The 17,824-nt window shown below is 46.6% G+C and carries 16 protein-coding genes and 1 other RNA gene; 6 read left to right on the top strand and 11 right to left on the bottom strand.

Translation table 11 applies throughout. The annotated features are described in order from the left end of the window. Window positions 1–48 precede the first annotated feature (48 nt). Both QUB08_RS15870 and QUB08_RS15865 read left to right on the top strand, forming a co-directional pair. A complete protein-coding gene (locus QUB08_RS15870; protein ID WP_333225618.1) occupies window positions 49–1,122 on the top strand; it encodes a class I SAM-dependent methyltransferase in 1,074 nt (357 codons plus the stop codon). Between the two features lie 4 nt (window positions 1,123–1,126). After that, window positions 1,127–1,306: a hypothetical protein gene (locus QUB08_RS15865; protein ID WP_333225617.1), complete on the top strand. Its 180-nt coding sequence runs from the start codon at window positions 1,127–1,129 to the stop codon at window positions 1,304–1,306. A gap of 143 nt (window positions 1,307–1,449) precedes the next feature. On the opposite strand, the gene QUB08_RS15860 is transcribed toward QUB08_RS15865, so the two are convergent. After that, a complete protein-coding gene (locus QUB08_RS15860; protein WP_333225616.1) occupies window positions 1,450–3,174 on the bottom strand; it encodes a zinc metalloprotease HtpX in 1,725 nt (574 codons plus the stop codon). Window positions 3,175–3,400: 226 nt separating this feature from the next. Here QUB08_RS15860 and QUB08_RS15855 point away from each other — a divergent pair, with 226 nt between their 5' ends. The 4 genes from QUB08_RS15855 to folB all read left to right on the top strand — a co-directional run bounded on the left by QUB08_RS15855 (window position 3,401) and on the right by folB (window position 8,199). Continuing rightward, window positions 3,401–4,684 (top strand): glutamate-5-semialdehyde dehydrogenase, encoded by a 1,284-nt coding sequence (locus tag QUB08_RS15855; protein ID WP_333225615.1) that lies wholly within the window; start codon window positions 3,401–3,403, stop codon window positions 4,682–4,684. Window positions 4,685–4,814: 130 nt separating this feature from the next. After that, window positions 4,815–5,906: a formylglycine-generating enzyme family protein gene (locus QUB08_RS15850; RefSeq protein WP_333225614.1), complete on the top strand. Its 1,092-nt coding sequence runs from the start codon at window positions 4,815–4,817 to the stop codon at window positions 5,904–5,906. A 407-nt stretch (window positions 5,907–6,313) separates the two neighbouring features. Further along, window positions 6,314–7,681, top strand: a complete 1,368-nt coding sequence (locus QUB08_RS15845) for a serine/threonine-protein kinase (protein WP_333225613.1) — start codon at window positions 6,314–6,316, stop codon at window positions 7,679–7,681. A gap of 161 nt (window positions 7,682–7,842) precedes the next feature. After that, window positions 7,843–8,199 (top strand): dihydroneopterin aldolase, encoded by a 357-nt coding sequence (folB, locus tag QUB08_RS15840; RefSeq protein WP_333225612.1) that lies wholly within the window; start codon window positions 7,843–7,845, stop codon window positions 8,197–8,199. 119 nt (window positions 8,200–8,318) lie between these two features. On the opposite strand, the gene nuoK is transcribed toward folB, so the two are convergent. The 10 genes from nuoK to QUB08_RS15790 form a co-directional block, all read right to left on the bottom strand. After that, a complete protein-coding gene (gene nuoK, locus QUB08_RS15835) occupies window positions 8,319–8,624 on the bottom strand; it encodes an NADH-quinone oxidoreductase subunit NuoK (protein ID WP_228042566.1) in 306 nt (101 codons plus the stop codon). Between the two features lie 136 nt (window positions 8,625–8,760). Further along, window positions 8,761–9,384 carry an NADH-quinone oxidoreductase subunit J gene (locus QUB08_RS15830; protein WP_333225611.1) on the bottom strand — a complete coding sequence of 208 codons (624 nt, stop codon included), beginning with the start codon at window positions 9,382–9,384 and terminating at the stop codon, window positions 8,761–8,763. Window positions 9,385–9,500: 116 nt separating this feature from the next. Next, entirely contained in the window at window positions 9,501–10,076 is a 576-nt protein-coding gene (gene ndhI, locus QUB08_RS15825) for an NAD(P)H-quinone oxidoreductase subunit I (protein WP_293246901.1), read from the bottom strand. Window positions 10,077–10,181: 105 nt separating this feature from the next. Then, window positions 10,182–11,300, bottom strand: coding sequence for an NADH-quinone oxidoreductase subunit NuoH (gene nuoH, locus QUB08_RS15820; RefSeq protein ID WP_333225610.1), 1,119 nt, complete (start codon window positions 11,298–11,300; stop codon window positions 10,182–10,184). Window positions 11,301–11,652: 352 nt separating this feature from the next. Continuing rightward, window positions 11,653–12,043, bottom strand: a transfer-messenger RNA (tmRNA) gene (gene ssrA / locus QUB08_RS15815). Window positions 12,044–12,395: 352 nt separating this feature from the next. Next, window positions 12,396–14,174, bottom strand: coding sequence for a serine/threonine-protein kinase (locus QUB08_RS15810; protein ID WP_333225609.1), 1,779 nt, complete (start codon window positions 14,172–14,174; stop codon window positions 12,396–12,398). A gap of 80 nt (window positions 14,175–14,254) precedes the next feature. Beyond that, window positions 14,255–14,476, bottom strand: a complete 222-nt coding sequence (locus QUB08_RS15805) for a type II toxin-antitoxin system Phd/YefM family antitoxin (RefSeq protein ID WP_333225608.1) — start codon at window positions 14,474–14,476, stop codon at window positions 14,255–14,257. Between the two features lie 94 nt (window positions 14,477–14,570). After that, window positions 14,571–15,014 (bottom strand): hypothetical protein, encoded by a 444-nt coding sequence (locus tag QUB08_RS15800; protein WP_333225607.1) that lies wholly within the window; start codon window positions 15,012–15,014, stop codon window positions 14,571–14,573. A 137-nt stretch (window positions 15,015–15,151) separates the two neighbouring features. After that, complete coding sequence (locus QUB08_RS15795) at window positions 15,152–15,679, bottom strand: GNAT family N-acetyltransferase (RefSeq protein ID WP_333225606.1); 528 nt, start codon at window positions 15,677–15,679, stop codon at window positions 15,152–15,154. 43 nt (window positions 15,680–15,722) lie between these two features. Beyond that, a complete protein-coding gene (locus QUB08_RS15790) occupies window positions 15,723–17,729 on the bottom strand; it encodes an ArnT family glycosyltransferase (RefSeq protein WP_445300924.1) in 2,007 nt (668 codons plus the stop codon). Window positions 17,730–17,824 lie beyond the last annotated feature (95 nt).

The raw sequence follows: 17,824 nt of genomic DNA, 5'->3' as shown, positions 1-17,824 counted from the left end.
AATCCAATCTTCCAAATAGAAACTTTTGAATACCATCACCATTAAATTATGATGACACAAACATTCGATCAAACCAAAGCAGAAGCATTCGCCGGACGGATGCTGGACATTCTCAACAGTGGCGCACTCGCAGTCATGATTTCGATCGGGCATCGCACCGAACTGTTCGACACAATGGCAGAATTGCCGCCCTCTACCAGTCAACAAATTGCCGATGCTGCCGGATTGAACGAACGCTACGTGAGGGAATGGCTCGGTGCAATGGTAACGGGTCGCTTAGTGGATTATAATTCGATCGACAAAACCTACACTTTGCCGACAGAATATGCAGCATTCCTGACACGGGCTGCGGCTTCTAACAACATTGCCCCCTTTGCTCAATTCATTCCGGTGTTGGCATCGGTGGAAGACCGGATTATTGATTGTTTCTACAAAGGCGGCGGTGTACCCTACTCAGAGTTCAAACGTTTTCATGCCGTGATGGCAGAAGATAGCGGTCAAACCACGGTATCTGCTCTATTTGACCACATTCTGCCACTGATTCCCGGACTTACCGAAGCGTTGCAACAGGGTATTGAGGTGCTAGATGTCGGCTGTGGCTGCGGGCGAGCACTCAACAAGCTGGCTGAAGCCTTTCCCAATAGCCGATTCACAGGCTACGATTTTTCGGGAGAAGCCATCGCCAATGCCAACACGGAAGCCCAACTGCGGAAGTTGAATAATATCCAGTTTGAGGTGAAGGATGCCGCCACATTGGATGAGCGCGATCGCTACCATTGGATCGCCACATTTGATGCAATTCACGATCAAGCCAGACCCGATATTGTACTACAAAACATCTACAATGCGCTGCGATCTGATGGTGTTTACTTGATGCAAGATATCCGCGCCACAACGGATGTAGGCGGTAATCTAGAGCACCCCATTGCGCCGTTGCTCTACACCATTTCTTGTATGCACTGTATGACAGTTTCTTTAGCATACGGTGGCATGGGACTGGGAGCGATGTGGGGTCAAGAAAAAGCGCTGCAACTGTTGAGTGAAGCTGGGTTTAGCAGCGTCGAAATCAAGCAACTAGCCCATGATTTCCAGAACGACTATTATATCCTCAAAAAGAGCTAAAATCATGTGCAAACTTTGTGCGATCGGTCAAAAATGGCAGAATAAAAAACCGTCTAATTCAGGCTTGTTGGATACCAGCCAATTTTCGGTATTCATCGATCTGAAGCAATTGCCTTCCACACCGGAATTCAAATCAGCTCAACCACTTAACAGCGATCCGTCATCAGTTAAGCCCCTTGTTTAACACCCAGGGATTATACTCAGGAAGAGGTTAATCTGTCAACTGTTGAAGTGAACACTAATGCTTGAGTCCTTAACCCTGACTTAAGAGGAATAAAGTCTTCACTATGAAACTGTTTGTAGTAAGGACTTTATTCCGTTTAACTTTTAAGCAGGAAATGATATAAAGAGCGAGGCAATACCAAGAACGATCGCCCCTATACCCATCACAAAAGACCAAAAGCGGTGATAACTCTTAACCGTCGTACCGCTATCGCTTTCAAGCTGAATCAAATCCATCCAAGGTGCAACACCCCGGCGGAACCAACCCAAAGTCCTAACATCCATTCCAATCAAACTTTCCACCCGTTTCATGCCAAAGAGAAAATTACCAATTGGCCCAAAACGAGAAGCATATCGCAGATAAATCATTCCCGTTCTGTCTTGCAATTTCAAATCTGAACCGAAGGTATAACCCGCATCGCCGCGACCAATTAATTCGCCTTGTAGTTGCGCCGGTTGACCCCGCAAAGGACTTGCATAAGGATCAGACATTAAGGTTAAAACATCCAAATGTTCGGCTTGTTGGTAATTCGGGAACATCACCAGAGTTTTGAGCAAAATTCCCACGCCCAAACCGATTAAAGGACAAGCAACCATCATCATCGGGTTTACAGCATACAGGGAAATGCCGATCGCAAAACCCACCGCTAAGCCCAGAGTTTCTGCACTGTACAGCAGTAAATCGAACACAAAATTGCCGTACAATCTCCGCTTGCTCAAATCGTTGCCTTCGCCGACAATCCGACCCATGTCAAATTCAATATCCAAGCCTAATTGTTCGGCATAAGTGCTCAAAGCGCGAACTCGTTTACCAGTCAGCGGGTGAGTCGAGTTCAACTCCATCCACCAACCCCACGGATTAAACATATCCCAGAGAAACACTCGCCCTATTTTTTCTGGTTCCGATGAAATCCGGTAAGCAGTGCCAGTAGATGTGGCAGCTTTGGCATCGTAAATGCCTAAAGCGCGAGTTCCTTCTAACAAGCGGCTGGGTTCGGTGGCTCTTTGTCCTTCTTCCAAAATACCGTAAGCAATTTTTACCAAAGCGCGAGACAAAGCATTGGGGTTGCCAGTAGTTTCGGCGGCAAAATGGTCGGCAAAATATTCTCGCGTCCGCGACAAATACAGCAATAAATAAGTGCCAGCAATGTAAAACAAATAAGCAACAGCAGCTACAGTACCCGCCGCATCTTTAGCTTTGCTGCCACCACTTCGACCCATCCTTTGAGCTGTAGTGTAAATTAAATAAGTAATCTGCACTAAAGTCGAAGCTAAAGTCATTACTGCAAAGTCCCAGTGGACGATGTGACCGAGTTCGTGGGCGTAAACAGTGGCAATTTCCTCGTCGTCTAAATAGGTAAAAAGACCTTGACTGACGACTAAGCGAGCACTGTTGGGAAATGAACCGTAAGTAAAAGCAGTAGGGTTTTGGTCGTCGATAATTCCTAAACGCGGCTGAGTCAGTTTTTTCTGCTTGCAAACCTTCTGAATAACTTTCGCTGTTTCGGGACTTAGGCTTTCAATTTCTGCTAGGGAAACCCAGCGGGTATTGTAGAGCCAATTTTGGCTTAAGTCCATCAAGTAAGGCGATAGGAAAAAAGCAGCGATGTTAAAAATCAGAGTTATGGGAAGTGCGATCGTCAATCCGGCGATTGGATCGGGACTGTTGAGAATCAAAACTGAGGCTAAGGATAGCGCTAACACCATACCAAACAGCAGGCTGATGGTGACGCCGGAAGCTAAAACCAGGTTTCCGCCAGTTTTCTGTATCAGTTTAACGCCGGCTTTGGCGGCTCGCCCTGCCTTGCGTAAAGGGGCATGAGATGACATAATAATCTCCAAAGGTTATTGACAAATGGAAATGACCGTGGGATTTTATCTATACTTCACTGTTTTAACCTGTTAATGCGGATTGCTGTAAGGGGTCTCAACAAAAATATAGAATTTCCTCTAGAATTGTTAAGACTGAAAACCGCCCCGAAATTTATTTGTGCGGATTCAATTCAAAACTCAAAATTCAAAACCCAACAATCAAAACTATTTAAAAGTTACTGCCATGTCTATTATTGAAATTGCCCAAAAAACGCGCGTATCTGCTAGAAAATTGGCAGTTTTGTCCGCTGATGCCAAAAATCACGCTATTGAGGCTATAGCTAAAGCTTTAGAAGCTGCTGCGCTGGATATTGTGGCGGCGAATGCGGCTGACTGCAAGGCGGCCCAGGCGGATGGAATTGCGAAACCGCTGTACGATCGCCTCAAGTTGGATGAGAGCAAGTTGAAAAGTGCGATCGCAGGCGTGCGCGACGTTGCGAAACTCCCTGAGCCGATCGGTGTCGTGCAAATCCACCGTGAATTGGATACAGGATTAATTCTGAAGCGCGTCACCTGTCCTTTGGGCGTTTTAGGCATTATTTTTGAAGCGCGCCCAGAGGCGTTAATTCAGATAGTATCCTTGGCAATCAAATCGGGAAACGGCGTCATTCTCAAAGGAGGCAAAGAGGCTGTTCGTTCCTGCGAAATCTTGACAAAAGTAATACATCAAGCATTAGCCGAAACTCCTGTTAATCCCGAAGTCGTGCAGTTGCTGACGACGCGGGAAGAAACAATCGAACTGCTGAAAATGGATGAATATGTAGATTTGATTATTCCCAGAGGTTCTAATTCTTTTGTGCAGTTTGTACAGGAAAATACCAGAATTCCCGTGTTGGGACACGCCGACGGAATTTGTCATTTGTACGCAGACAAAGCGGCAGATATTCAAAAAGCCGTAGAGATTTCTGTAGACGCAAAAACCCAGTATCCAGCCGCCTGCAATGCCATTGAAACTTTGTTAGTTCACAGTGCGATCGCCCCCAAATTCCTGCCCGCTGTCGCCGCAGCTTTGCAGCAGAAAAAAGTCGAATTGCGGGGAGACGAAAAAACTCGCGCCATCCTCGAAAATATTGCCGAAGCAAATGAAGCGGATTGGTCTACAGAATACAGCGATTTAATTTTGTCAATCAAAATAGTAGATTCTGTAGAAGAGGCAATAAACCATATCAATATTTACGGTTCCAGACATACAGATGTCATTGTCACCGAAGATAGCGAAACCGCTGAAACTTTTTTAAATGGAGTCGATGCGGCCGGAGTTTATCACAATTGTTCGACTCGATTTGCCGACGGTTTCCGCTACGGTTTCGGTGCAGAAGTGGGGATTAGCACGCAGCAAATGCCGCCTCGCGGGCCTGTTGGTTTAGAGGGCTTGATTACCTATAAGTATCGAGTTGTTGGAGATGGCCATGTTGCCGCGAGTTATGTGGGGAAAGATGCTAAGGAGTTTACACATCGAGATTTGTAATACAAGATTTAGGCAACGGGCATAATTAGTATGGTGCGTCAGAATTCGATGCCCTGGATAATCACCCTAGAACTGCGTCTGAGGCACCATACAACTCGATTGAATTGTGACACTTACCTAAGTCTCGATCATGACAGAAAATCCCAATCAACCTAGAGAATACGATGCTGTCCTTGGCGGTGCATCTCAAGTGCCAATGGCGGCGGCCGTTTTAGGCGGGATTCCCGGCGTTAAAAGTCGGTTAGCTTCTCCCATTGTTGAGGTTAAAATTGCTGCACTGTCCGAAGCGCTGAAATATGGAGATCCAGGTTTAGAATTAATAATTGGGGCACTGCAAGATGAATCAATCGCGGTGAGATTTGCAGCCTATTCGCTGCTGAAGGATACAGATGAACCAAATCTAAAACAGCAGTTCCAAAAATATTTGCCTACTTTTGAGTTTGATGTAATAACAGTAAATGCTCAAGGAAAAGAAAACAGTCGCCGCCCTCATTATGCTCACTTCTTCCCCGAAGACTTAGGGAATGGAAGTGTACTGGAAATGGTTTATATTCCCGGCGGCACATTTATGATGGATTCCCCAGCAACAGATAAATATAGAAGAGATAATGAAAGTCCGCAGCATCAAGTGACAGTACCTGCTTTTTTTGCAAGCAAATATTCCATCACCCGAGGACAGTGGCAAGGACTGATGGGAAGCAACCCATCGTGGTTAAATGTTGAAAAACGTCCTGTACAAGTATCGTGGGATGAGGCCGTCGAATTCTGCGATCGACTCTCGCAACAAACCGGGAAAAAATATCGCCTCCTGAGTGAAGCAGAATGGGAATATGCCTGTCGTGCGGGTACAACAACTCCATTTTATTTTGGCGAAACCATTACCCGGCAATTAGTCAACTATGAGGATGAGGACCCCGGATTCTGCAGCAGACCACTCCACTGGAAACAACCAACCGATGTCGGGAGTTTTCCCCCCAATGCCTTTGGACTGTACGATATGCACGGCAATGTTTGGGAATGGTGCAGCGATAGGTGTCACGAAAACTATAACGGCGCACCAACTGACGGAAGTTCCTGGGAAACCACAAATAATTACCGAGTGATGCGTGGCGGCGCCTGGGACAACTGGGCGAGCATTTGCCGCAGTGACTATCGCTGCTTGGTCCCGGAGGATAGCAGGGGGTACTGGGGTTTCCGCGTAGCGGTTTCTTCCTCGTCCTAGTTTTCCCGGCGAGGACTCTTCTCTACCCTTTTACCCTCTGCACTTTTTCCTTCTCCATGAAGGCCGGAGGGCGATCGAAATCGCATTTTACCTAAATTTTAAAATAGAAAGCTTTTAGAAGCTTTCAAAGATCATAAGTTAGGAGAAAAAGCAGGTGAATAAGCGCGATCGCAGTTGGGATGATTTTAAGAGTGGGCAGTTATATTATTGTTTGTTTCCGACATAGAGGGCTGGTAAAACCCACCCAATAGCCTGTAGATACTGAATCTTAACCAAAGTGTCTTTTCTCCTTCATCCATCCCAAAAAAAAGCGATCGCCCTTCCTTCCCTCGCATTAAAACAAACTTAGCTACAATAAGCTATACTGTGCTCGGCGACTCCCCAACTCGAACAATTTGCCGTGGTTTATGTCTAACTCCTCCCTCCTCACCCCTGGTTCGACTCTCGAAAAACGCTACCGCATCCTCCGCGAATTGGGCCGGGGCGGCTTCGGGCGCACTTATCTCGCCGAAGATATCAACCGCTACAACGAACATTGCGTGCTCAAAGAGTTTTCTCCGGTGGTGCACAGCCCGAAAGCTGCCGAATTGTTCGATCGCGAAGCAAGTATGCTTTACAACCTCCAACACCCGCAAATCCCCCGCTTTCGAGAACTCCTGCGAACGGATTTGGGCGGGAATCCATCTTTATTTTTAGTGCAAGATTATATCAAGGGTCAAACCTACGAAGAAATATTGATATCGCGTCAGCAAGAAGGTAAAAATTTTACCGAAGCCGAAGTTACTCAACTGCTATTTCAGCTTTTACCAGTTTTAGAATACATCCACTCTAAAAATTTAATTCACCGCGATATTTCCCCGGATAATATTATTCAGCATGATGCTGAAAAACTACCCTTTTTAATTGATTTCGGTTCTGTTAAGCAAATTGCAGCCAATGCCGTACTTCAGTTTAACGGACAATCGGATACGGCGATCGGCAAACAGGGTTATTCGCCCACGGAACAAATGCGGCAGGGTAAAGTGTCTCCGGCTAGCGATTTGTATGCTTTAGCAGTCACGGCTTTAGTCTTGCTAACTGGCAAAAAGCCTCAAAAATTGTACGATATTAACGGCAAAACTTGGAATTGGCGATCGCACGTCAGTGTCAGCCCAAATTTAGCCACGGTATTGGATCGGATGTTATCAGAACAACCGGGCGATCGTTACCAATCCGCAAAAGAAGTCCGCGAAGCACTCAAAGATCCAAAACTCTCTCAAATTGGCAGTATAATTTCCCAAATGGTGACAATGAACTTTGTTGGCCGCCCGTTCAAAAATAGCACTCAAACTGCTACCAGCAATCATACTCCTGTTCACCAAACTCCTCAAATTGTTAAGAACAACAGCACATTAAAGTTAATTCCTTGGAAAACCCTAGGGAGTTTAACTGTCGTTTTGGTGCCAGGAATTTTAGCTTTTAGTGTAGTCAAATCTGGTTTCACGTTGCCCAAGTTGCCGGATTTACCTAAATTTTCTTCGCGCCAGCAACCTGCCGATACATCCTTAGAGGAAGCAGAGATAATTCGTCAAGAAAAGATTGGGAAACGACGCAAAAATCTCAACATTGAGCAAGATATATTCTATCAAAAAGTTGATGAATTATATTACAATAAATATCCCGAATTACAAGGGCGCAGCTTGACAGAAAAGCCAGAAGATGCTGATATTAGGCGGAAATGGTATGAAGTTGCTGAGGATTTATTGGACAAGTTGGAGAAAGGAGGAGAGTTGTGAAATTTAAGATAGAATAAGAGTGATTGAACCGCAGAGGGCGCAGAGGGCGCAGAGGGAAGAGGAAGAGGGCAAAGGGCAAAAAAAGAGAGGGAAGAGAAAGAGAACTTTATCTGGTTTAATACAAATTGGTATAGAACAACGCACTTTTAGTTTATTGCAAAATGGATTGTATTCAACTTACAGGAATTCGCTGCTACGGATATACGGGCTATCTGCCGGAAGAGCAAGTTTTGGGGCAGTGGTTTGAAGTGGATGTTACTCTCTGGCTGGATTTATCGCAAGCTGGAAAAAGTGATGATATTCAACATACTCTTGATTACCGCAGCGCAATTACTCTGATTCAAAAGCTAGTCAAAGACTCGAAGTTTTTATTAATTGAACGCCTAGCAGATACTATTGTTCAAGCGCTTTTAGAACTACCGTTAGTCGAAAAAGTTAAACTACAACTCTCGAAACCTGCTGCCCCCATCCCTGATTTCGGGGGTAGAATTACTCTAGAAATTACTAGAAGTCATTAGTTCTTAGTCCTTAGTCCTTAGTCCTTAGTCCTTAGTCCTTAGTCCTTAGTCATCAGTCTTTAATCTGCATTAGTTTGTCGCTAATGACTGATGACTGATGACTGATGACTATTGATTAATTACCACTTCAGCAAGTTAAATTCTTCCATGTCTACGGTATTGCGGTTGCGATAAATCGCCAAAACAATTGCCAAACCCACCGCAGCTTCAGCCGCCGCTACCGTAACTACAAACACGGTAAATACTTGGCCCTTAATTTGTACAGGGTCGAGATAATTGGAGAAACCCATCAAATTGAGATTGACAGCATTCAGCATCAACTCGATCGACATCAACACGCGCACTGCATTTCTGCTGGTAATCAAACCGTAAATACCAATACAGAAAAGTGCGGCGGCTAATAACAGGAAATACTGGAGTTGCAGTTGCATAAATTTAAGGAAGAAGGAAGAAGGGAAATTTAACTGGTTCCTAGGCTCTGCCTCGTTTCCATTGCGGGAAAATTGGAGGCACAGCCTCCGGAACTGCGTTCCTAGGCACAGCCTGGGAACGAGTAGAATGTTACTTAGATTCTGGCGAAGACACATCTCCGGCAGAGACTAATTCGCGAGGTCTTTCTGGCAAACTCAAAGCAGGTGTTTCGGATAGCTTCTTTGACAGTTCATCCGGGAAAAAATCGCGGCGTGCTAGCACAATTGCTCCTACCATTGCCATCAACAAAAATACTGATGCTAACTCGAAAGGCAGCAAAAAGTCGGTGAAGAAATGTTTGGCGATAGTGACGATCGAACTTTCGGCCGGTGCTCCTGTCGTAGCGACAATAGCCCAAGGAGTAGACACCACCATCGTACCCAAAAGCGCAAACAAGCCTACGCAAACTACTGCTGTTGCTACTTGACGCACCCAAGCGTTGGGAATTGTGCGGAAATCTTCGCGCTTGTTCACCAACATAATCGCAAACAAAATCAAGACGTTAACAGCGCCAACATAAATCAACACCTGCGCTGCTGCTACAAAGTCGGCATTCAGCAACAGGTACAAGCCGGCAATGCTGGTAAATACGCCGCACAGCAAAAAGGCTGAGTAAACGATGTTGGATAACAGCACTACTCCTAGTGCTCCTGCAATCATCATTACCGACAGTATTCCAAATGAAACAATTTGAACCCCTTCAGCTAGATTCACAATTTTTTATCCTCAATTATTAGTGTTCTATTGTTCGTTTTTACTCATTAGTTAGCAGTCATTAATAATTGGTTATTTCACTAATGACTGATGACTGCTGACTAATGACTAATGACTTACTTTTCGATAATTTCCTCTGGACGCAGACCGGCGCGGCGATCGGTGTAGGAAACTTCATGAGGGTCGATCGCACCTTTCGGCAAATAAGCGAATTCGCGCAACGGTGTCACCATCGGATCGTCTGTAACCTTGTAGGGCAAACGTCCGAGGGCCACATTGTCATAATTCAATTCATGACGTTCGTAGGCGGCTAACTCATACTCTTCTGTCATCGACAAACAATTAGTCGGACAATATTCTACGCAGTTGCCGCAGAAGATACACACTCCGAAATCGATACTGTAGTGCTTGAGTTGTTTCTTCTTAGTTTCTTTGTTAAATTCCCAATCCACTACAGGCAAGTTGATCGGACACACGCGAACGCAAACTTCGCAGGAGATGCACTTGTCAAATTCAAAGTGAATTCTGCCCCTAAAACGTTCGGAAGGAATTAATTTTTCGTAAGGATACTGCACCGTAATCGGTCGGCGTCTCATGTGGTCAAAAGTAACAGATAGCCCTTGACCGATATACTTAGCAGCTTGAAGAGTCTCTTTGGCGTATTCGCCTACTTGATTGAGGAATTTTAGCATGGTGTTCTCTCTCTGTACTTGAGTTTTTGGTAAGTGCTAATTGATAATAGGTAAGGAGAGTTAACAGCTACTCTAGCTTAGCTATTCTCTGTTACCTATTATGAATTAACCGCCAAAAGCAAAAGGAAAGGCAAGCTTCAAAGCTGCGGTCAATAGCAAATTAACTAAAGCAACGGGCAGCAAAAACTTCCATCCCAAATCTAGCAATTGGTCGATCCGAACTCGCGGCAGAGTCCAGCGGAGCAGAACTGCCAGAAACAGGAAAAAGTAGGCTTTCAACATGGTCATCGTAATGCCCAACAAGCCGGTAATTACCTGCAACCAAGGAGTCGTTTCGCTCAATCCTAGGGCATTTGTCAGGACTCCGACAGGAATCGGGCATTCCCAGCCGCCGAGGTACAAAACTGCTACTAACAGGCAAGAAAGGACGAGGTTAACGTAGGAAGCGATATAGTACAAAGCAAATTTCATGCCTGTGTACTCAGTCTGATATCCTGCTACCAATTCTTCTTCTGCTTCCGGCAGGTCAAAGGGCAACCGTTCGCATTCTGCTAGTGCTGCGATCCAGAAAATCAGGAAACCTGCTGGTTGCCGCCAGATATTCCAGCCGAGAATGCCGTAGCCGGCTTGCTGGTGTACGATGTCGATCGTACTGAGGCTGTTGGACATCATTACAACTGCCAATACTGCCAAAGCTAGGGGAATTTCGTAGCTGAGGGATTGAGCGGCGGCTCTGAGTCCTCCGAGGAGGGCGTATTTGTTGTTTGAAGCATAGCCGGACATCAGCAAGCCGATCGGCTGAATGCTAGACAGGGCAATCCACAGAAATATCGCTGTCCCCATATCGGCGATCAGCATATGCTCTCCGAAGGGCACGATTAAGTAGGAGAGAAAAACTGGAATCACCACAATTACCGGGCCTAGGGTAAATAGCAGCGCGTCAGCTTTTGCCGGTACAATGTCTTCTTTGAATACCAACTTCAGACCGTCAGCAACGGGTGCTAAAACTCCCAGAGGGCCGATGAATTCCGGGCCTACCCGCTGTTGAGCGGCGGCGGAAATTTTCCGTTCCAGCCAGACGCTAGTGAGTACCCCGAAAACGGCAGCGACAATCATCAGTAACATTGGCAGCGGTAGCCAAAGCACTTGGGCGATGTCCGCCGGTAAGCCCAAATTCATGAGGGCTTCTACGAAACTTCCTTGTAAGTCAATTCCTGGGTTCATTTTTCCAGCTTTTGAGCGCTCAGCATATAATTTTTCACCCGTCCTTCGTAGGAGTAGGCTTAGAAATCGGGGTCTTTGTAAAGATTTTTAATGCTTTACCGCCTAATAGTATATCGCCCCACACGCTCCAAGAACTTACAGACAGGGTGAAATTATTTTTATGTGAGAGCCCAGGTTAGCTAATGGGTTTGCAATTTATGTATGTATGTTGAGTCTGGCAACAAGCTTAGTAGATTTTAGATTTAATGAACATGGAATGCCAAACAAAAGGGCCCAGAGTTAACTCTGGGCCCTTTTAATGCTTTAAAGTAACTTTCAAATGGCTTAAACCATTGATTTTACGTCACTTTTTTTATGGAACTGGGCAGAATCGAACTGCCGTCCAAAATGGGTATTTACCTTCCGATCGTTCACAGGTTTATCCCCTCTAATCCTCGGGGCGGGAACCATCTTTATCCCAAATGGGGGGATTTTCTAGTGATTGCTTTCCCAGCTAGCCGACTAGAAACGTTTAGCTAGGGCATCCGTTGGGGGTTGTTATGCTACCGTTAACGGAGTGAGGTGGCATACACTCTAAACCAAGCTCAAGAAGTTTTTAGGCTACAGCTACGGCTTTGCGAGCGAAAGGAACGATGTTGTTCGCATTTACTATTTTTTTTGAGCCGATATTAACGAGAGTAGACTCCCTCTCGACCTGCATCACGGAGCAGCTTTCGCCACCCTGTCGAAACCATTACAGCCCCTCGTGTGTTCTTTTATCATAGACAATATTTCGTGTTGCGTCAAGTCGATTTTGGATTTTGGATTTTGGATTTTCGATTTTGGCACAAAGCTGAGTCAAGAATATTTACATCTTGCACCATTTTCTTGAACAGGCAAGATGCCTGTTCCACAAGAGTTCCAGTTTTTTTGGGGGGTGGGCCCCAGATCCCGCCCTTGAAAGGTTTATTGACAGTGGTCAAGTCGATTTTAGATTTGGGATTTTAGATTTTCGATTGGGGATTAAAGAAACCGGGTTTTTTGCGGTTAATGCGGGCTGTAACGAAGAATATGGCAAAAAAACCCGGTTTCTGACCACCCGTGGGTAATTCCTAATTAATGCAAGTTCTCGTCCCAGACGCCGATGTAAATCCGATCGCGCTCATTGCGTTCGATCGTCCCTTCCAGCGAACCCTTCCTAAACGTAAACCGATTACTCCGGCGCTGCTGCACGTCGCCCAAGCCTTGCAAAATCTCCCGGCTGGCGCCGCCCACCATCCCGTTTAACGCGGTTCGCACTACCAAAGCGTCCACCGACTGGGCAAAAGAACCCTCTGTTTGTACTAGCTCGCCCGAATCGCGATCGTAAATGTAGCCGAGAGTAATCCGATTTGGCAATATTTCATAAAGTGCGGTGCGAGTATTCGGCCAATAGCCCCGCGCTTGAGAGTCAGTCGGTTCTCCCAATTCGGATAAAATCTGACTTTCCCGCGTACCAACGGCATACCCAGGGATTGTGGGAGTCTTCTGATAATTGGTTCCCGGTTGTTCGCTGGGTGCGGGCGATCGATCTGGTGGCAACTCTTTGTCAACAAGTTTTTCCGTTGGTGTTGGTTCGACAGCCTCCGGAGAAGGCGCTGGTGTTGGCGCTGGGGCTGGTGTTGGAGTTTCAACAGCAGGCGCTGGAGTTTCAGCAGCCGGCGCTGGAGTTTCAGCAGCAGGCGTTGGAGTTTCAGCAGCGGGCGGCGGAGTTTCTCTGGGAGTCGGCGCTGGGGTTGGTGTCGGCGCGGGAATTGGTGTGGGGCTTGAGCGCGCGTCTGGATCTACAGGGGCCGAAGTGCGATCGTCCTGGGCCACCGGTGCGGGTTCTGAAGACGGTCGGTTGAAGAAAACCCTAGCAATACCGACAAAACCTGCAACAATAAGTGCGATCGCCACGAGCCCCAAAATCCACCAAACCTTGCCGTTTCCTCCCCCAGAAGACACCACAGCAGGCGCTGTTCTCGAAGCCGCAGGCGACTGAGGCCCGTGTCCGGGAATCACCGCCACCGTGGGCCCGGTGTCCGGCGACGCAGCACCAAGAGGCTGCCCGTGCAGCAGCGACAGCCACTCATCCACGCTAGCAGGGCGATTTTGAGCTTCTACCGTCATCCCCCGCATCACGGCTTGGCTGACAGCCGCACTTAGCTGAGGCTGCAAGTCGCGGGGTGAAGGCATCGGCTGGCTGGTACGCAAAATTGCAGCCACTGGCACTTGTGCTGTCAGTAAAGTGTAAAGCGTCGCCGCCAGACCGTAAACATCTGTTGCGGGCGTATATTTTCCTTGGGCGAAATACTGTTCTGGGGGCGCGTAGCCGTCGGACACCATATTAGTGTGACTTTGGGTTGCACCGGCAGTAAACTCGCGGGCAATGCCAAAATCGATCAGCACAACTTCTTGGGTGTTTTGGCGCAGTAGAATGTTTTGCGGCTTGATATCTCGGTGCAGCAAACCCTTTTGATGAACAACGTTTAAAGCCGCGCCAATTTGAGTGATGTAGAGAATAGCGAGTTCTTCTGGCAGCGGTCGATTTGGGAATACGACATCGCCCAAATTCTGACCGGCTATGTAGTCCATCACCATGTAAGGCTGCCCGTCTTCCACAAAAAAATCGCTGACGCGGACAATATTCGGATGAACGCAAGAAGCCAACCGCCTCGCTTCGTCTTGAAACTTGCGATCGAACTCAGCAAAATTGGGTTGCTGCCGCAGAGATTCGTTGAGGGTTTTTATGACTACAGGCTGTCCTAAATAGCGGTGATTTGCCCTGAAAGTTATTCCAAAGCCGCCGCGGCCCAATTCTTGTTCGAGGGTGTACTTTCCACCCTGTAAAGTTTTGCCGATTAGCGCATCCATAGGTTCAGGCGATCGCGTACCAGATAATATCGCTGATTATTGCACGTATGGTCGGCTCTCCTCACCACTCCAAAGAGCGATCACAATGCTTGATCGATCGACGTTGCCATTTCTTCCCGAATCGATTCCCGCATTCCCGGCACTGAGAGAAGATACAGTGTTTCCTGAACAGATGCCCAGTCAGATTCAGATAATAACACTGGATTGCTAGTTTGTCCTGCGATCGCGATCGGTTGATGGGAGTGACTCATGGGAGCGATCGACTGCTGCAACTGATGTTGAGGTTCATTGATTGGAATCATAGTCTTCCACCTGTCTAAATACACTAGAGCAGCTTTTATGTTTTATACTAGCTTTAAGCCGATGTTAGTACGTCGAAATATTGATTAAGCATTTCTATTTCAGCAGCGGTGGTTCTTTGTTATTCAAAATAGCCCATGCAGCAGTAATTTGCCATTGATAGGCGGCTCGCGAATCGTTTCCAGATGCTGTTAAGGCGCATTCTGTTGCACCATATGCACTACTGGCCGCTGCCTCAGCAGGTGCAAGGAAATATGATGGATAATCGAAATATCTCATACCTCCATCTATATAATCGCAGGCAACCCCCATTGAAGCCTTTTCTGCATTTTCCTGTGTCGGCTGCTCGATCCATTTATTGGCTAAAGAGATGAAGTAGCGTTCTCCTTTATCTTGCTCTTCGCGTGGTAACTGTTTTGAGACGTAGTATATAGTTTGTCTCACAACTGCCTGCTTAAAGCTGAGTTGCTGCTTTTCCCTCATTACTTTGACTAATCCTTCCAAGACTAACGAGGAGAGTTTGTGGAGAATTGAAACCATTGTAGGCTCCGAGCTTCGGGTTTTAGGTAGTGACTAGATTATAGCTTTTATTCAATCTGCCAGATTTAATGCTCCAACCGAGAACCTTCAAATTACGGCCAAAACCAGTGACTTAAACAGCCAAATGGCGTTACGGTTCAAGTCGGATGATATTCATCCCTGCTTATTTGCCATCGCCATATCTTGCCTTCTTCAGGATCGTCCACCTCTGCAATGAACTTCATTCCCACTTTTTGCAACACCCTATTCGAGGCATTTTTTTCAGCTAAAGTGTGGGCGATGACTGCTTTAACCTCCTCGTGAGCGAAAGCATAATCGATCATTCCCTGTGCCACCTCAGTTGCAAATCCACGATTCCAATATTCGGAAGCAATTTCATAACCTATCTCTATAGTCCCTGACTCATCAGGTGAGCCTGTGAAACCTCCGTTGCCGACAAGCACTTGATTTTTTGGATGAATAAAGAAGTAGCTGTGCCAGTCAGTTGGAGGCGGATTGGATTCGGAAGATTCGTCAGCAGGGAGGGAAAATGCTTCCGGAAAAAGAGGCCAGCTATTAGGCACTATGACATTTAACATTGCTGCAAGCTCGCTTTTATTACGTAAGAAAGCTTCTACGTGAATTCTTTGGACGGGAAGTAGTTGAAGATTCTTAGTTTTAATCATTTTTATCCCTTGTTTAACCAAGTATTAAATAACACTAGAGACACTATCGAAACGCTGTTCGCGGAACCCTGGCGAGTTGGTAAGCGCCCCGACTGTCCAACAATTGATATTGATTTGGCTGCAATCCTAATTCCACAAATTTCTCTGGATATCCCAGCAACAAAATAGAGGGAGAAGTTGGGTTTTTAGACTCCTTAATGTAGTCGATCGCCCTTCTGACAGCTCGGTAGTAAGTCACCGGCTCTTGGGTATAAAAAACCAGACTTGGTTTCCAGAAACCAACCATAATAAACTCTTCCCCTGGCAGTTTTTGTTGAACCGCGACCTGTGCTAACTGTCTCAGAGGTAACTGGCGGTTGATATCAACCACTTTGTAGGCGGGAGTAAGACCAAAGATGATAAATGCTACTAACCCGATGAGGTTAGCAACCAAAATCCAGCGCTGTTGCCGCTTCCAGAGTAAAAGTGCGATCGCCACCGCTGTAATTATCCAAATCGTACCGCCGACAATCAGCAATCCCGACTGCTGAATTGCTTGGGGAAACTTGGGCATTGCCGGGTCGTCTCCCAGCCAGTTGTAGCAGTAGAAAGTTGCTCCGGCTATAATCAGTAAAAATACGACATTGAAAATGTATGTAACTAACAGCCCTCGCGGTAAAGAATTCGGTTTTTTTTCTAACTTTCCCCGCCTGTTTTTTGGTTCATTGCCTGCAATAATATCGCTCCACAGCAGCGTTACCAAAATCGCAGCGGCGGGGATTAAAGGCAATACATAACTAGGCAATTTGGTCACGGCGATCGTGAAAAAGCCAAAGATGCAGCCGAACCAAAATAGGGCAAATAAACTCAACTGAGCCGATCGCGGTTGACGGCGCCAGTAACTGCGCTGCCAAAAACGGGTGCGGGCGATCGCCACCGGCAAATAAATCGACCAAGGTGCAAAACCAACTAGCACTACAAAAAAGTAAAAATACCAAGGCGCCGAGTGCTTGTTGACTACTCCAGTAAAACGCTGGAAATTGTGATAGCCGAAAAAGCTGTCAATATAAGTTTGACCGTTGGCTAAAATAACCAAAATGTACCAAGGCAGGGCGATCGCGAGAATAATCAAGATTCCCGACACCGGACGCATTTCGCGCCAAAGTTGCCGAAAATTTCCCAAATAAAGCCCGAAGCTGCCAACAATCAGCGCTGGCACAACAATTCCCACAGGCCCCTTAGCCAGAATTGCTAAGGCAATTAGTACGTAAAAAGTCAGATACCACTTATTGGGAAATCGGGAAGCGGAAACGGGGGAAAATTCTGCTTTTTCTCTCTGTTCTTCTAGAGTGTAACCGAGAAAAAATGCGAATAGTGCGGAACACATACAACTAACTAATAGCATATCGGAAACGCCAGTCCGTCCCCACGCAATAGTTTGGGGATTTAAAGCTATCAGGGCAGCACCAATCCAGGGAGTAGAAAGAAAAATAGGAATACTAGGAGAGGGGGAGAGTGGGGGAGTGGGAGAGTGGGAGAGTGAGGGAGGAAAGACAGTTACATTCATCCGTGTATCCGTCTCCGAATCCGTGTCGTGCCCTTCTTCCTCCTTCCTTCTTCCTTCTTCCTCCTTCCTTCTTCCTTCTTCCTCCTTCCTTCTTCCTTCTTCCTTCGATAGGGTATAGAATCCGAGGCAAGTCAGTGCGATCGCGCACAAGGCCGAGGGAAGACGCACGGCCCATTCGTTAACGCCCAGAGTGCGGTAAGCCACCGCCATCAGCCAGTAAATCAACGGCGGCTTATCAAACCTGGTTTCGCCGTTGAAATAAGGAGTGATCCAATCTCCTGTCACCGTCATTTGACGGGCGGCTTCGGCAAACAACGGTTCGGTTTCGTCAACTAAACCGATGTTGCCGAGATTCCACAAGAAACCTACCCAGGCGATCGCGCACAGCCATAAAATCGATAGCAGCAAAGGTGCGATCCTCTTCGAGGGCTTTCCTTCGGATCGCTTCGCTAACGCTAACGGGCGATTCCTAAACTCTGACAAATTTTTAATAACTTCCTTCACGCAAACTTCCTGCGATTTTAGATTTTAAATTTTAGCTCGCATAGAGAGTCTACCGAAAGATTCGCATTCTCGAAACTCCCAAGTCGATCGAATCT

The organism is Microcoleus sp. BR0-C5, from assembly GCF_036705045.1.
Taxonomy (GTDB): Bacteria; Cyanobacteriota; Cyanobacteriia; order Cyanobacteriales; family Microcoleaceae; genus Microcoleus.
Note: the sequence above shows the minus strand (reverse complement) of the source record. Positions and strands in the feature narration are given on the sequence as shown.

Bases quoted from the DNA above. Each gene is read 5' to 3' on its own strand.
- QUB08_RS15870 (WP_333225618.1), top strand. From the start codon at position 49: ATGATGACACAAACATTCGATCAAACCAAAGCAGAAGCATTCGCCGGA.
- QUB08_RS15865 (WP_333225617.1), top strand. From the start codon at position 1,127: ATGTGCAAACTTTGTGCGATCGGTCAAAAATGGCAGAATAAAAAACCG.
- QUB08_RS15860 (WP_333225616.1), bottom strand. From the start codon at position 3,174: ATGTCATCTCATGCCCCTTTACGCAAGGCAGGGCGAGCCGCCAAAGCC.
- QUB08_RS15855 (WP_333225615.1), top strand. From the start codon at position 3,401: ATGTCTATTATTGAAATTGCCCAAAAAACGCGCGTATCTGCTAGAAAA.
- QUB08_RS15850 (WP_333225614.1), top strand. From the start codon at position 4,815: ATGACAGAAAATCCCAATCAACCTAGAGAATACGATGCTGTCCTTGGC.
- QUB08_RS15845 (WP_333225613.1), top strand. From the start codon at position 6,314: ATGTCTAACTCCTCCCTCCTCACCCCTGGTTCGACTCTCGAAAAACGC.
- folB (WP_333225612.1), top strand. From the start codon at position 7,843: ATGGATTGTATTCAACTTACAGGAATTCGCTGCTACGGATATACGGGC.
- ndhI (WP_293246901.1), bottom strand. From the start codon at position 10,076: ATGCTAAAATTCCTCAATCAAGTAGGCGAATACGCCAAAGAGACTCTT.
- nuoH (WP_333225610.1), bottom strand. From the start codon at position 11,300: ATGAACCCAGGAATTGACTTACAAGGAAGTTTCGTAGAAGCCCTCATG.
- QUB08_RS15810 (WP_333225609.1), bottom strand. From the start codon at position 14,174: ATGGATGCGCTAATCGGCAAAACTTTACAGGGTGGAAAGTACACCCTC.
- QUB08_RS15805 (WP_333225608.1), bottom strand. From the start codon at position 14,476: ATGATTCCAATCAATGAACCTCAACATCAGTTGCAGCAGTCGATCGCT.
- QUB08_RS15800 (WP_333225607.1), bottom strand. From the start codon at position 15,014: ATGGTTTCAATTCTCCACAAACTCTCCTCGTTAGTCTTGGAAGGATTA.
- QUB08_RS15795 (WP_333225606.1), bottom strand. From the start codon at position 15,679: ATGATTAAAACTAAGAATCTTCAACTACTTCCCGTCCAAAGAATTCAC.